A 15,451-nucleotide genomic window follows, 5' to 3' on the forward strand; every position below is an offset into this window, starting at 1 on the left:
GTGATTCCCTCCCTTTTGACTATCGAATTTGACCGTTTCCGCGTACGACATACTTGTAAGAAGTGAGCGCTGACAAGCCCATTGGCCCACGAGCGTGAAGCTTTTGCGTGCTGATGCCGATCTCAGCACCGAAGCCGAATTCTCCCCCATCTGTAAAGCGGGTAGAGGCGTTGTGATAAACCGCTGTGGCATCGATCGCAGTCAAAAACTGACGGGCAGCGACTTCATCTTCCGTTACGATTGCCTCGGAATGGCCGGAAGTATGCGCTGTAATATGTTCAATGGCCACGCTCAGGCTATCGACAGTGCGAACCGCCAGAATCAGAGAAGAGTATTCCGTATCCCAGTCTTCTGATGTTGCATGGTGCAACTGAGAGGCTAGGTCGGAATGCAGCTCTATCGTACGCTCACAAACGCGGAGCTCAACGCCCTTCGCCAGGAGCTTTTGGAGCAAGGCACGTTGATTTTCCTGTGGCCAACTGCGGTGCATGAGTAGTGTTTCGGCAGCATTGCATACGGCAGGCCGACTTGTTTTGGCATTGATCACGATGTTTTCAGCCATGTCATAGTGAGCCGCCTCATCCACATAAATGTGGCAATTGCCGACGCCTGTTTCGAGTACGGGAACACTTGCGATTTGCAGAACCCGCTGGATCAGTCCTGCGCCACCCCGAGGGATGATGACATCGACGAGACCATTGGCGGTGCACAAGTAATCGACTGAGGCATGCTCGGCAAAAGGCAAGTACTGCACCGCTTCCGCGTCAAGTCCGGTCGCAGTAAGCGCCTGACGAATGCTGGTCACCAACGCGAGGTTGCTATGAACAGCGCTGTGGCTGCCGCGCAAGACGATCGCATTGCCTGTTTTGATGGCGATAGCTGCTGCGTCAACGGTGACGTTCGGTCTGGCTTCGTACACCATTCCAATGACGCCGAGAGGGACGCGGATTTGTTCGATGAAAAGTCCGTTTGGCCGCGTCCATGAGTCCATCCGTTCCCCGACCGGATCATCGAGAGATACCAGCTGCGCCAGGCTATCTACTAGCTGTGCCATTCGCTCCGGCGTCAACAGGAGACGATCCAGGTAGGAGGCAGGCTGACCGTCTGCTTCCGCGATGGCGATGTCCTTGGCGTTTTCGGAGAGAATGACGGCCTCATCAGCGAGCAACTGGTTGCCGATTGCGACGAGTACCTCGTCTTTTTCTTTGCGTGAGAGTATTGCCATTTTTCGTGAAGCCTGTTTGGCCAGGCTTATTTGTGTGTGCACTTTTTCCTTCAAGTTTTCCATGGTTTCTCCAACTCCTATCTTTCTATCTACATGGATTCGTTTAGATGACAGGTGTCCATTCATCCCGATGTATAACAGTACCGCTGTGTCGCGTTACGTTATCAGGGGAAAGAAAGTCACTTAGCTGTGCTGCAGTGAATCTGCTGATGCCGCGACCAATCAACGTACCCTCACAGTAAACCTCGATAACTTCACCTTGCTCGAACATGCCGGATACATCGCGGACACCTGCCAAGAGCAAGCTTTTGCTGTTTTCCAAAATCGCTTCTGCTGCACCGCTATCCACCGTAATTTTTCCGCGGGTAGGGGAGTGAAGCGCAATCCATTGCTTACGTGTAGGAACGCCGTTCGTTGCAGGTGCTTCTGGATGATAGTTGACGTAGGTGCCATTCCCGTTGCCAGTAAGGACATCTAGCAAATCAGTGGGATTCGTCAATTTTCCGATAAAGCCGGGAATTCCTAATGATTGGGCGGTTTTGGCTGCGATCAGCTTGGAGCGCATACCGCCTGTTCCCAGTTGGGAAGCTCCGCCTGCAAGTGCCTCGATTTCGTCCGTCACACATTCGAGCCAGCCCATGTGTTTGGCATCCGCATGATAACGCGGGTCTTTGTCATACAGGCCATTCGTATCAGTCAGGATCATGTACAAATCGGCATGGATGAGACCAGCGACGAGTGCGCCCAGCATATCATTGTCGCCGAAAGTCAATTCCGCTACAGATACCGTGTCGTTTTCATTGATGATTGGCAAAATGTTTTTATCTAAAAGCAGTGACAGCGTGGAGAATGCGTGCTGATACCGTTCCTTGTGAGAAAAGTCACCGCGTGTGAGCAAGATTTGCGCCACGCTGAAGTTATGGGCGCCGAACATTTGCGTATAGGTTTGCATCAACAAGCTTTGCCCGATGGCTGCCGCTGCCTGCTTGGCTGCCAAGGATCGCGGTCGCTGCTGGTAGCCGAGACTTTGATAGCCGCTGGCGACAGCTCCCGAGGAGACCAAGACAACCTGATGACCCGCTTCGCGCAACTGGCTGATAGCAGAGACGAGCAGCGACATTTTCGCCGGATCAACACCGCCTGTAGCTGCTGCAATTGAACTGCTCCCCACCTTTACTACCAAACGCAACTTACCCTTTTTCATGTTCAAAACCCCCTTCTTGCATACAAAAAAGCCCTCTCGTCTCTTTGATAAGGACGAAAGGGCTTGAAGACCTCACGCGGTACCACCTTATTTGACGTTTTGGACTGAAGGCATACTTCAGCCATGAAACGCCCGGCTCTCTTTCTTTGATAACAGGTGAAAGAAACCTGTCCAGGTCTTCCCTGGATGCTCTGGGGTGGGTTCAAACCGATTCAAGGACGAAACCTCTCAGCCGGTGGATTTCGCTCTCTGGACCTGAAGGGCGGTTTTACTATTCCCCGTCATTGCCGCTCACTATGTGCTTATTAATTCACTATTATTCGCTGGGTCCATAAGAAATGTCAAGAGGCTTATTGAAATTGTTCATTTCCATAAGCGCCCATCCGTGATTTGATTTCGAACCGTTTTGTCTTTTGATCGCGTACGAGTCGGTAGCGCAGCGTGCGGTCAGAAGCAAAGGAGGAATCGGTTACATCTTCTACAGTCACACTGAGTTCTCCATTGTTTTTTTGAACAGTCGTGTTTCGTACAGAGATCAAAGTCGGATAGTCGACGCGTGGGATAGCTACGTATACTTTTTCCTTCACCAGCTTGGTTGTCATGTTGTCGTACATGGCTTCTGCCAGTGGACGGCTCCAAAAACGACCGAAGTACCCCGTTATCTTGTCTTTACTGTCGAAGCGCTTAGGCAATTCCCGAAAGACGAGACCATCCTCAATCACAGATTTGCCCTTCGCATTGTCCGCAGCAGCGTAATATACATTTTCCAGCTGATGCTCGGCTTGTTTCAAAAAAAGGACGACATCCATCTTGTTGTCGCCAAGCTTTTGGATGGCAGACTGCTTGGCAGGCTTACTCTGTGTTTTGGCCTTGATTTTTGCCTGCTGATCCTGCTTTACTTGCGTCAGGCATCCTGTGACGAGTAAAGAAAGAGCGAGAATAAACATCCAATTTTTCCAGTTAACTTTCATGGCGCACCTCACTTGGGAGCAGTGGTTTAACGTTAGCGTGTGTGTCAAAAAAGACAAATAGCCTAGTAAATATATGGATAGGGGTTGTCTGACTCTCGGATTATGTCTATCATGGAGAGAGTTGGACAGATCGAACGATTGAGGTGGAATATATGTTTGGGTTTGGCAAAAAAGCAAAAAAACCGGACGGTATTGATGTGTTGATTATCAAAACCGATGAAGCGAAAAATCGCAACTTTTATCAGGTTGCTTTTCCGAGCGTGGTAGCGAATGATATTTTGTCCATGCTGCAAAAATTGGAGAAATCAAAAATGAACAAGCCAGAGTTCCTGGGGGAAATTGGCGGTTTCCGTATCGTGACCCACTTGGAAGCCTTGACTGGTTTTGTAATTTTGGATGATGCGGATACGGAAGGACAACCGGTACAAATTCAAGATTTTGCCAATATGCTGCTGCGTCGTTTGGAAGCATTGGAAGAAAGTGGCAAATTGGACGAAAACGAAGATTTAGCATTCATCATGGGCGAATTGACTATGCTGCGTGATGGTAGCTTTGTACCACAAAACTAATCATGAGAGCTGTTGGGATAACCGACGGCTCTTTTTTTATTTCCTCTGGTTACAGGCCTTATGGCAGGAGGCCTAGTCGTTCTACAGTTTTTCGCTAGGGACATCCTTGTTAGGGACCGCTCTTGGGATTATCGTCCTGTTCACCCTCATCAACATTTTCTTATCTCGGCTGCTTGTGACCAAGGGACCAGGCTGGTCAGAGCAGATTGAAGGATAGTCAGCGCATAGAGAAAAAGGATATAATTGGGCCGCTCATACAAAGTGCGGCTCTTTTTCATTTATTTTGAAAAAGTATAACAAAGTTCGGTCTTCCTCCCGATACAAGAAAAGGAGAGATCAGACCCAGGAAAATAGACCAATATGGCAGGAATGGATGCTACTGGGGTCGAATTACCAAAAAAAGGGAGTAGGGAAACGATCATGAAAAGAAAGGAGTCATCGTAAGTCATGGTAAAGCGTTTTGCTATCGTTTTTCTCTTGGCACTGCTAGTAGTGCAAAGCGTTTTTTCAGGGAGTGCGAATGCGGCTACGCCTGGTATGTATACGGACATACAGGGACATTGGGCACGTGAGCAGATCGACAAAATGGCGGATTTGGGCATCATAAAGAGACAGGGATATCAGCCTTTTTACCCAAACAAGCCAGTTACTCGAGGCGAAGCTTTGGCTATGCTGAATCGCGTATTTGAAACCGTATACGGACCGATAGAAAAGCCAGTACGCAAGCCAAACCTGGATCATCGCTATCTACTCCGGGGGGAAGTAGAGCAACTGCTGAGCAATCTAAAGACCATGATGAAAATCGAAACGGACGATCTGGGCAAGTTTGATCCAGGAGACCGGATGCTGTACTATCTATATTTGGCTGAAACCGGGCACTTGATGAAAAAGCAAGAAAAGGAAAATCCGGACTGGTGGATGTCCAGTGGCGGGATGCAGTGGCCACTGACAAGAGAAGAGGCCAGCTTGATCATGTTTCATATGCTCGCACCACAAAAATTCCGAACGGCCAATATAAAACCACAAGATACAGTCTCTTTCTTTAACAGCTATTATGAATGGAAGCGCGACCGATTCTATCGGGATACATATTCGCCATACCCACTGGCGATCCGGGAATTCAATCTGTTTCTGACGGACAAGAACTTTTCTCCAAACAAGATCCTGACGCGTGCAGAATACATCGTTGTGATGGATCGACTGATTGATTATTACCGGACGGATGTAGCTTTGCAGTTCCGTGGTTCACCTGCGAATCAGCAGCACATCGCGCAGGTGTATTTACGAGCTGCGAATTTGGCGTACGAAACCAAAAATCAGAAACAGCTGTCTGCGCTCTTTACAGACGATGCGATAAAAAGCATGGCAAAGCTGGAGCAAGTCCCTGCATACAACGGACCGGTAAAAGTATCGGTCAAGGCAGACGAAAACAATTCGAAAACCCTCTGGGTGATTGCTCATTATCCAGACCCGAAAAACGGAGACTTCCAGATTGAATACCGATTGGAAGAAGACGCGTCCAACGCTTACGGACGTAAGATCACAGCGCTGATTTATTCGCAGAAGTAGCACAGAAAAGGGGGCACTGGACAACCGTGTGCCCTTTTTCATTTCTTTCGTGAAGTGACGATTGCAACTGACAGAATTTTCGATTACAATAAAAACTGAACGGTGATTCAGTTGGTGGGAGCGTAGCATCTCCGGGCTTGTAAGACAGCCAAAAAGTGGGATGTCATTTTTTAACCCACATACTGAATGAACATTCATTCAACACAAGACATGTGTTGAGGCACACAGGAATATCTATGGAGAAAGTAGAAGTTTTAAAAATACTCTGCTAGTCTGAATATTAGGTATTCACTGTTGCGAGGCCATTCTTTTGACCATGAATAAGCCATGACTAGGGTTTTAAAAAGGAGGATTTGGAGATGGAACGCAAAATTCGCAAGGCGGCAGTTCTCGGTTCAGGCGTCATGGGCGCCGGGATCGCAGCACACTTAGCCAACGTCGGTATTCCCACTTATTTACTGGACATCGTGCCGCGTGAATTGACAGCAGATGAGAGTAAAAAGGGACTTTCTTTGTCTGATAGCGTGGTGAAAAACAGGATAGCACAAGCGGGCCGTGACCGACTTTTGAAGGAGAAGCCGGCGCCGCTCTACGATAAAAAGAACATCGACCTGATTACAGTTGGTAACTTCGAGGACCATCTTACTTGCTTGAGCGAGGTCGATTGGATTATTGAGGTAGTTGTCGAGAACATCGAGGTGAAGAAAAGCGTCTTCGCTATGGTAGAAGCGCATCGCAAGCCGGGAACCATCGTGTCTTCCAATACGTCTGGGGTTTCTATCAACGAAATGGCAGAGGGACGCTCTGATGACTTCCGCAAGCATTTCCTCGGCACACACTTTTTTAACCCACCGCGCTACTTGAAACTGTTGGAGCTGATCCCAGGTCTTGATACAGACCCCCAAGTCATCTCTTTCATGAAGCATTTTGGTGAGCACGTGCTCGGTAAAGGAATGGTCGTTTGCAAGGACACGCCTAACTTCATCGCCAATCGCATCGGTACATATGGGTTGCAGGTGTCGATCCACGAAATGGTGCGACTAGGGCTTGGAGTAGATGAGGTAGACGCATTGACAGGTCCGGTCATCGGCCGTCCCAAAAGCGCGACTTTCCGCACGCTCGATGTCGTCGGACTGGATACGTACGTGCATGTGGCGGGTAACGTCAGGAACAAAAGCACGGATGAGCAGGAGCGCTCCGTTTTTGAAGTGCCAGAATTTGTTCTGCAAATGGTGGAGAAAAGATGGATCGGGCAAAAGGCAGGTCAAGGCTTTTTCAAGCAGGTGAAAACGGAGAAAGGCAAAGAGATTTTGGCATTGTCGGTTGACACGCTGGAATACCGTCCAAGTGTAAGGCCGAAGTTCCCTTCCCTGGAAGCGGCCAAAACAGCCAAGACTTTGCCTGAGAAGTTGAGAGCGCTCGCATATGGCAAGGACAAGGGCAGTGAGTTTGTCTGGAATGTCTTCAAAAAGGTACTGCTGTACTCTGCGGAAAAGGCTTATGAGATCGCTGACGATATCGTCTCTGTTGACCAGGCCATGAAGTGGGGCTTCGGGTGGGAAATGGGGCCGTTTGAAACATGGGATGCCATTGGTCTCGAAAAGTCAGTGGCAAAAATGCGTGAAGAAAACGAGAAGATTCCGGCACTTGTCGAGGAGCTGCTCGCGAGCGGGAAAACTTCCTTTTATCAAAAAGAGCAAGGGAAGCGCAGCGTGTTTTCCATCGGAGGCACATACAAGGACATCGAAGAGAGCAAGGAAAACATCAACTTGGCAGCCCTTAAGGAACAAGGCAAGCTGATCAAGAAAAATGCGGGTGCCGCTTTGATCGATTTGGGCGATGGAGTCGCATGTCTGGAATTCACCTCCCCGCACAATGCACTCGGAATGGATGTCTTGCACATGGCAAGTCAGGCCGCAGAGGAAGTGCAGAAAAACTTCGCCGGTCTGGTCATCGGTAATCAAGGCAAAAACTTCTGCGTCGGGATGAATCTCGCGATGGCGTTGATGGAAGCACAGGATGAGAATTGGCTGGAGCTCGATATGCTTGTCACGAACTTCCACAAAACCGCACGGGCACTGCGCTATATGCATCGTCCAGTCGTCGCAGCACCGTTCGGCATGACGCTGGGCGGCGGTGTGGAGGTGGTCTACCTCGCGGATCGTGTGCAGGTATCGGCAGAGACGTATCTCGGACTGGTAGAGGTGGGAGTAGGACTTCTGCCAGGTGGCGGAGGAACGAAGGAGATGCTGTTCCGAGCAATGGAAAACGTTCCGGAGGGGGGCAGCATGCCAGTTGATCCGTTCCCGTTCGTTGCGAAGGCGTTTGAAGCCATTGCCATGGCAAAGGTATCTACGAGTGGTCAGGAAGCCATCAATCTGGGGTACCTGCGACCGACCGACCGCATCAGCGTGAATGCTGATCATCTGCTATACGATGCGAAGCAACTGGTGCTTACGATGGATAAAGAAGGCTACACACCGCCTGCGCCACGCAAAATTCGCGTTATCGGCGAAACGGGTTATGCGAACCTGCGCCAAAATATTTACGCCATGAAAAAGAGTGGATATATTTCAGACCATGATGAGCTGATCGCAAGCAAAGTTGCCTATGTTATGTCCGGTGGTAACGTGCCAGCAGGTACAGAAGTGACAGAGAGCTACATTCTCGAGCTGGAAAAGCAAGCGTTCCTCGAACTGATCAAAACGCCGAAAAGCCAGCAACGTATGCAGCACATGCTGACTAAAAACAAGCCTTTGCGTAACTAGGGAGAGGGAGGGATAACGATGAGAGAAGCAGTTATTGTCGCGGGCGCCCGCACCGCTATCGGTAAATCGAAAAAAGGAAGTCTCAAGGATTTTCACCCAGTCGATATGGGAGCCGCAGTTGTAAGCGACCTGTTGCGCCGCGTTCCACAGCTCGATCCGGCTGATATCGAGGATATCATCATGGGAACGGCTGTACCGGAAGCTGAGCAAGGCATGAATATGGCTCGCTTGATCGGACTGCGTGCCGGATTGCCGACCAATGTATCGGGGATCACGATCAATCGCTTTTGTTCCTCCGGTTTGCAGACGATTGCTTACGCTGCTCAGCAGATCATGGTCGGCAGCTCCGATGTGATTGTCGCTGGCGGGGTGGAGAGCATGAGTCTGGTGCCGATGCTCGGTCACAAAATCGCACTCAACCCGACTCTCGTAGAAACGAAGCCGGAAGCGTACATGAGCATGGGGCATACGGCTGAAGAAGTAGCGAAGAGGTACAACATTTCTCGTGAGGATCAGGACGCTTTTGCTCTGCAAAGCCATCAGCGTGCGACGGCTGCGATTACTTCAGGGAAATTCCAGGATGAAATCGTACCATTGACAATCAAGCAGCATTTTGTGGATGAAGCAGGCAAGCTTCACGTCCAGGAACGTGTTTTCGACAAGGATGAAGGAGCACGCGCGGACACGACGATGGAGGCACTCGCCAAACTGAGACCAGTCTTTCACGTGCAAGGCAGCGTAACAGCAGGAAACTCCTCGCAAACGAGCGACGGTGCGGCAGCAGTTCTCGTGATGTCTGCCGAAAAAGCAGCCGAGCTGGGTGTCGAGCCGATTGCCAAGTTCCGTTCCTTTACGGTTGGCGGCGTAGACCCTGATGTCATGGGGATTGGTCCAGTTGTTGCGATTCCAAAAGCATTGAAGCTGGCGGGGATCAGCTTGGAGGATGTCGATCTGTTTGAGCTAAACGAAGCGTTTGCTTCTCAATCGATTGCCGTCATTCGCGAGCTGGGACTCGATCCTGAAAAGGTCAATGTAAATGGTGGAGCTATCGCATTAGGGCATCCACTCGGTTGCAGTGGTGCCAAGCTGACCGTCCAGCTTTTGAATGAAATGAAGCGCAGAGGCGGCAAGTACGGAGTCGTTACGATGTGTATCGGCGGGGGAATGGGAGCCGCTGGTGTTTTTGAGATGATCTAATTTTAAAATAAGGAGAGGGATAGTAATGGCAGAAACAAAAGATTTGATCCGCGGTGGAAGCTTTTTGATCGATGCAGGTTCAGCTGATGATGTATTCGTGCCAGAAGAGTACACTGAAGAGCAAAAGATGATTGCCAAGACGACGGAGGATTTCGTCAACAATGAAGTTCGTCCTCATCTGGAAGAGCTTGAAAACCACCAATTTGATATTTCGGTTCGGCTGTTGAAGGAAGCAGGGGAGCTCGGTTTGTTGGCTGGTGACGTTCCGGAGAAATACGAGGGATTGGGGCTGGATAAAGTCAGCACTGCACTCGTCACAGAGAAGTTCTCGCTGGCTCGCGGCTTTGCGCTCAGCTACGGCGCCCATGTCGGTATCGGGTCACTGCCAATCGTGTACTTCGGAAACGAGGAGCAGAAACAGCGCTATCTGCCTGATCTGGCGTCTGGAAAACGAATCGCTGCCTACTGCTTGACAGAGCCAGGCTCTGGCTCAGATGCATTGGGTGCGAAAACGACAGCGACGCTCTCCGCAGATGGCACGCACTATATTCTCAACGGAGAGAAGCAATGGATCACGAATGCTGGCTTTGCTGATGTGTTCATCGTATACGCGAAAATTGATGGCGAGAAATTTACTGCCTTTATCGTCGAGCGTACATTCCCAGGTGTTTCGTTTGGACCGGAAGAGAAGAAGATGGGGATCAAATGCTCCTCGACGCGCACGGTCATTTTGCAAGATGTACCTGTGCCGGTAGCCAATCTGCTCGGTGAGCCTGGAAGAGGTCACGTGATCGCGTTCAACATCTTGAACGTTGGTCGTTACAAGCTCGCGGTGGGCGCAGTCGGCTCCTCGAAAAAAGCGGTGGAACTCGCGACGAACTACGCAAAAGAACGCAAGCAGTTCAAAACGCCCATTGCCAATTTTACTTTAATCAAAAACAAACTGGCGAACATGGCGGTGAAAACGTATGCGGCTGAAAGCTCCGTCTATCGGACAGTTGGTCTGTTCGATACAGCGCTGACTCGCTTGGGTGAAAAAGCGGATGATGGGGCCGAGGTTGCGAAGGCGATTGCGGATTATGCAATCGAATGCTCGATCAATAAAGTATTTGCCACCGAGGTTTTGGATTACTGCGTGGACGAAGGCGTGCAAATCCACGGCGGATACGGATTTATGTCCGAGTATGAGATCGAGAACATGTACCGTGACTCACGGATTAACCGCATTTTCGAAGGAACGAACGAAATCAACCGCATGCTCATCCCGGATACGCTCGTGAAAAAGGCGATGAAAGGCGAACTGCCGCTCATGCAAGCAGCGAGCAGTCTGCAAGCAGATCTGATGAGCTATTATCCAGAAGAGATTGAAGATGCACCTTTGGCAATGGAGAAGCATCTGATCAACATCACGCGCAAAATCATTTTGATGGTGGCAGGATCTGCGTTGATGAAATACCAACAGGAAATGTCCAAAGAACAGGAGCTCTTGGCATTTGCGGCTGATATGCTGATCGAGCTGTATGCTATGGACAGCATCGTGAAGCGGACAGAGAAAGCAATGGCGGCAAATGGCATCGAAGCTGAGCAGCAAAAGCTGGAAATGACCGCTGTCTATGTGCATGAAGCATTCGATCGAATCGAAGGCTGGGCAAAAGAAGCATTGGCGGCGATGGAAGAGGGCGACGAGCTTCGACTGCGCCTCTCGATCCTCAAAAAGCTGACCCGCCGCACACCGATCAACACGGTGGCACTCAAACGTTCGATTGCTGATCGCGTGATCGAAGCAGGAGCATATGTAGTGTAGTTTCAAAAAGGAAATGAGAAAAAGAGCAAAGCTCAATGCTTTGCTCTTTTCGCATTTCACGCACTTGCTTCACCTTCGAAATTCCGCCCCGTGAATCGTCACTTTGACGTTCACCGCCTCCAGAGAAGATGGCTAAAGCGGTAGTACTCCATTTAGCTGCCATTCTTACGGTTATTTGCGATTTGCAGGGTATTGGGATTTATTCGATTCAGCGGCAAGATGTGCCAAGTTGCATGCATATTTTGGGAGGCTCTCACGAACGCTAATGGAACATACTTCGGAAAAGGGCGGGAGCTGTAGCAGATGGCGATGAGAGGGTGGCTGAGAAGAAAAAAGACATCTGTCAAAGACAGGATGAGCCACTCGAGTGAGCCTATCCGTGTCCGTGAGATCAGTGAGCGATTAAGTGATAACCTTGCGGAGCTGAATGCAATATTTACGCTGACACCCGATTTGGTCATTCGGACGTTTGCGTGCCAGCATATAGAGGGGATGGTTGCTCTCGTCTACCTGAATGGCTTGGTTGACAAAAACTCTATAAACAACAATGTGCTTCGTCCGCTTTTGTCACACCCAGAGGGTGAGAAATCGACTGTTTTTGACCTGTTATCTGTCGGAAAGGTATCCGTTGCTTACGACTTTCGGAAAGTAGAAACCGAGATTTTGCTTGGGAGCAGTCTTTTATTTATCGAGGGTCGAAAAGAAGTGCTTGTGATTGAAACGAATGGATGGCCGCAGCGGGCGATAGAAGATCCACAGTTGGAGGCTGCGCTTAAAGGCGGACACCAAGGATTTGTCGAAACGGACACGCATAACATTGCCCTTATTCGCCGCTATATTCCCAACCGTGAATTAAAAATAAAAGAAATGTGGTTGGGAGAACGAGGCCTTACAAAGCTCTCGCTCATGTACTTGGCTGATGTGGCGAATCCGGAAATATTACAGGAGCTGGAGGATCGGCTCAAGATGATCAAGGTTGACTCGATTCTCAACGCGTCTGAACTGGAGGAGTATATCGAGGATAATCCTTACTCACTGTTTCCGCAGTTTTTGACCTCAGAGCGGCCGGATACAGTCGCCTCTCACATCTTGCAAGGGAAGATTGCTGTCGTTGTGGATCGCTCCCCGAGCGTATTAATCGGTCCAGCTACTTTCGCCTCCTTTTTTCAAAGTGTGGATGATTATGGTACTCGCTGGCCTGTTGCCACGTTTATTCGTTTGCTTCGATATTTAGCTTTTTTGATTGCTACTTTTTTACCTGCGATTTATATTGCGTTGATTTCTTTCAATTATGAGGTTATCCCACTCGATTTGATTTTGTCAGTCGGAGAGTCCCGCGAAAGGGTTCCATTCCCACCCTTGTTAGAGGCATTTATTATGGAGCTCACACTGGAAATGCTCCGGGAATCGGGTATTCGCTTGCCGGCTCCTATTGGACAAACTGTGGGTATCGTGGGAGGTATCGTGATTGGTCAAGCGGTTGTGCAAGCAGGGATTGTGAGCAATATTATGGTGATCGTCGTTGCATTTACAGCGATCTCATCCTTTATTATTCCGAACTACGATATGGCCTCGGCAGTCAGGCTTATTCGTTTTTTGATGATGATCCTCGCTGCGATGTTTGGGTTCGTTGGAATTATTGTGGGATTAATGGCACTGATTGGCCATTTGATTACGCTGGAATCATTAGGCGTTCCTTATGGAGGCCCTCTTGCTCCTGTGCGCTTCGGCGATTGGAAGGATTTGTTTATCCGCCTGCCACTGTGGAAAATGAAAGAGCGTCCCCTGTCAACCCATACGATTGAAGAGGAAAGACAAGGCGATAATCGGCCAAGGGAGGACGGGTGATGAAAAAGTACACGTACAACCAATTGAGCGTCCTTCAGTACATTCTCCTCATTCATGGGGCACAAGTAGGGATCGGCGTGTTGACGATTCCCAGAGATTTGGCGGAGAAGGCGAGCACCGATGGATGGATATCGCTTTTGATCGGATGGCTTGCGGCAACGCTAGTCAGTCTCGTCATCACGAACATGATGAAGCAGTATCCCGAGAAGACGATCATCGATATATTCCCATTGATCCTGGGGAAGTGGCTCGGTCGAGTCGCTATTGTTCTCATGTTCATTTATTGCGGGGTTGCAGCGTTCGTTTTGCTGATAAATGCCACGGGAATCATTAATGTTTGGCTCCTGTCTCAGACACCCGCCTATGTCGTCGTGTTCCTTTTTACGCTGCCAACTTATTTTGTTCTCCAGGGAGGGGTTCGCGCCATCGGAAGGTACGCCGAGCTCGTATTCTATCTTACGCTTTGGATACCTTTTGTTCTCACGACGGCTTATCGAGAGGTTCATTGGCTAAACTTGCTGCCAGTGATCAAGGAGGGCTGGCACCCGATATGGGAAGCGAGCAAATCGACCGTACTCTCCTTTCTTGGATTTGAGTTTGGTTATTTTGCCTACCCTTTTCTTCAAAAAAAGCAATATGCGCCTCTTGGCATTGTCATTGCGAATACATTGACGTTGTTCGTGTATCTGTCTGTCGTTGTCGTTTCCTTTGCATACTTTAGCCCCGATGAAATCACGCAGTATACATGGCCTACGCTCAATTTATGGAAAGCCATTGAGTTCCGCTTTTTAGAACGTGTCGATATTCTTTTTCTCTCTACTTATATGTTTATATTGTCAACGACTGCATTGCCGTACATCTATTTCTGTGTCTTTTCATCCAGTCAGTTATTCGGCATGAAGGATCACCGCAAGCATTTGCGCCTGTTCCTTCTTCTGGTTCCAGTGGCGCTATGGTTTTATACGCCATCCTTTATTGATCTGAAGAAATCGATACAAATTTGGAGCTTTGCAGGCTTGGTTTTTGCTTATGCACTTCCTTTATTGGCTTGGGGGCCGATCAGGCTATCGAAACGAGCAGAAGGGGGGAAAAAAGCATGAGGGCATTTGCTCAGGTACTGTTATTGAGCTTGCTGGTAACCATGTTGGCAGGTTGCAGGGATCAAATCAATTTGGAGGATACTACTTTATCGCTGATGGTCGGAATTGATTTGAACGAAAAAAACGAGCTTCTCTTTTATATCTCAAGCCCGGTGTTCAATCGTGAGGCAAAGGAAAAATCTGAGGAATACGGCATTCGGTCATCTACGATTAGAGAGTCAAGAATGGGGTTTGATGAGCGAGTAACAGGCTTGACCCAAGCAGGCAAAATTCAGGTGCTCGTGTTTGGGAAAAAGCTACTGGCTCACCCGGACTGGTTTCGGTTGCTGGATGTCGTTTTTCGGGATGCAAAGTTCAGTGTCAACGCCCGCGTGGCTATGCTTGATGGTCCGTTGCATGAGTTGTTTGATTATAAACCAAAGGACAAGCCTCGTCTGTCCATTCATGTAACAACGCTGATTGACACAGCCAATAAAAGAAATCTGACAGTAAAGACGAGGGCGCAGGAGCTCCATCGACAAATGTATGAAAAAGGGATGACACCTAGCTTGACTGAGTTGAAGAAAGAAAAGCGGGCGGTCAAGGTAATGGGGACAGCTTTGTTAAAAAAAAATGGAACGTACGTAGACTCGATAGAACCGCGGGATACGATTCTTTTGCAAACGCTGATCCATGAAAAACAAGGGGAATTGTCTGTCACCATCCCGATTAAAGAGACGGACGATCAAAAACAAATTACGAAAGACAGGATCAGTTTTTTTATCAAGGGCGTCAAAAAAAAAGTAAAAACAACCTATCAGAACGGTCGGTTTCATTTTGACGTTCATTTCAGGTTGCGAGTTTCCATATCGGAGCGCATGTTTCCGTTCAACATGGAAAAGGACTACAAAAAGATGGAGCGAATGATCAGTGACGAGTTGCAGAAGGATTACATGAAGTTAATCAAGAAATGCCAGGAAACCGGTATAGATCCGTTTGGGTTTGGTCTCTATGCGCGTGCTCATGAATATAAGGAATACAAAAAGGTAGAGGATGATTGGACGAAGGCGTTTTCCAATGCCGTTGTTGAAATCAAGCCAGACGTATCGATCAAGGGAAATGGTGTCATAAAATGAAGGGTGAAAGACAAAACCCCCTGGCATGGTCATAACCCTGTCAAGTAGACTGCCTAAAAACCCATAGTTACGCGGCGATCG

General features: G+C 48.9%; 11 protein-coding genes. 8 read left to right on the plus strand and 3 right to left on the minus strand.

The genetic code is table 11. The features are described from left to right. Positions 1-19: 19 nt before the first annotated feature. From KB186_RS17765 to KB186_RS17775, 3 genes are all read right to left on the minus strand, one after another. A complete protein-coding gene (locus tag KB186_RS17765; RefSeq protein WP_232774082.1) occupies positions 20-1,288 on the minus strand; it encodes a glutamate-5-semialdehyde dehydrogenase in 1,269 nt (422 codons plus the stop codon). Between the two features lie 40 nt (positions 1,289-1,328). Continuing rightward, positions 1,329-2,429, minus strand: a complete 1,101-nt coding sequence (gene proB / locus KB186_RS17770) for a glutamate 5-kinase (protein WP_173609973.1) — start codon at positions 2,427-2,429, stop codon at positions 1,329-1,331. Between the two features lie 350 nt (positions 2,430-2,779). After that, positions 2,780-3,400, minus strand: a complete 621-nt coding sequence (locus tag KB186_RS17775; RefSeq protein WP_173609974.1) for a hypothetical protein — start codon at positions 3,398-3,400, stop codon at positions 2,780-2,782. 152 nt (positions 3,401-3,552) lie between these two features. Between KB186_RS17775 and KB186_RS17780 the strand changes: the two genes are divergently transcribed. From KB186_RS17780 to KB186_RS17815, 8 genes are all read left to right on the plus strand, one after another. Then, complete coding sequence (locus KB186_RS17780; RefSeq protein WP_173609975.1) at positions 3,553-3,969, plus strand: hypothetical protein; 417 nt, start codon at positions 3,553-3,555, stop codon at positions 3,967-3,969. Positions 3,970-4,416: 447 nt separating this feature from the next. Beyond that, entirely contained in the window at positions 4,417-5,538 is a 1,122-nt protein-coding gene (locus tag KB186_RS17785) for an S-layer homology domain-containing protein (protein WP_232774083.1), read from the plus strand. Positions 5,539-5,897: 359 nt separating this feature from the next. Continuing rightward, positions 5,898-8,306 carry a 3-hydroxyacyl-CoA dehydrogenase/enoyl-CoA hydratase family protein gene (locus KB186_RS17790; protein WP_232774084.1) on the plus strand — a complete coding sequence of 803 codons (2,409 nt, stop codon included), beginning with the start codon at positions 5,898-5,900 and terminating at the stop codon, positions 8,304-8,306. Positions 8,307-8,324: 18 nt separating this feature from the next. After that, the gene (locus KB186_RS17795) at positions 8,325-9,503 is read left to right on the plus strand and encodes an acetyl-CoA C-acetyltransferase (protein WP_173609978.1); all 1,179 of its coding nucleotides are present in this window, start codon (positions 8,325-8,327) and stop codon (positions 9,501-9,503) included. Positions 9,504-9,528: 25 nt separating this feature from the next. Further along, on the plus strand, positions 9,529-11,307 hold the full coding sequence (locus tag KB186_RS17800) for an acyl-CoA dehydrogenase family protein (RefSeq protein ID WP_106785262.1): 1,779 nt from the start codon (positions 9,529-9,531) through the stop codon (positions 11,305-11,307). Between the two features lie 303 nt (positions 11,308-11,610). After that, positions 11,611-13,155: a spore germination protein gene (locus tag KB186_RS17805; RefSeq protein WP_173609980.1), complete on the plus strand. Its 1,545-nt coding sequence runs from the start codon at positions 11,611-11,613 to the stop codon at positions 13,153-13,155. Beyond that, positions 13,155-14,255 (plus strand): GerAB/ArcD/ProY family transporter, encoded by a 1,101-nt coding sequence (locus KB186_RS17810; RefSeq protein ID WP_173609981.1) that lies wholly within the window; start codon positions 13,155-13,157, stop codon positions 14,253-14,255. The genes KB186_RS17805 and KB186_RS17810 overlap by 1 nt, the downstream gene beginning before the upstream one ends. After that, complete coding sequence (locus KB186_RS17815; RefSeq protein ID WP_173609982.1) at positions 14,252-15,370, plus strand: Ger(x)C family spore germination protein; 1,119 nt, start codon at positions 14,252-14,254, stop codon at positions 15,368-15,370. The genes KB186_RS17810 and KB186_RS17815 overlap by 4 nt, the downstream gene beginning before the upstream one ends. Positions 15,371-15,451 lie beyond the last annotated feature (81 nt).

Source organism: Brevibacillus sp. AF8 (assembly GCF_021270385.1).
GTDB lineage: Bacteria > Bacillota > Bacilli > Brevibacillales > Brevibacillaceae > Brevibacillus.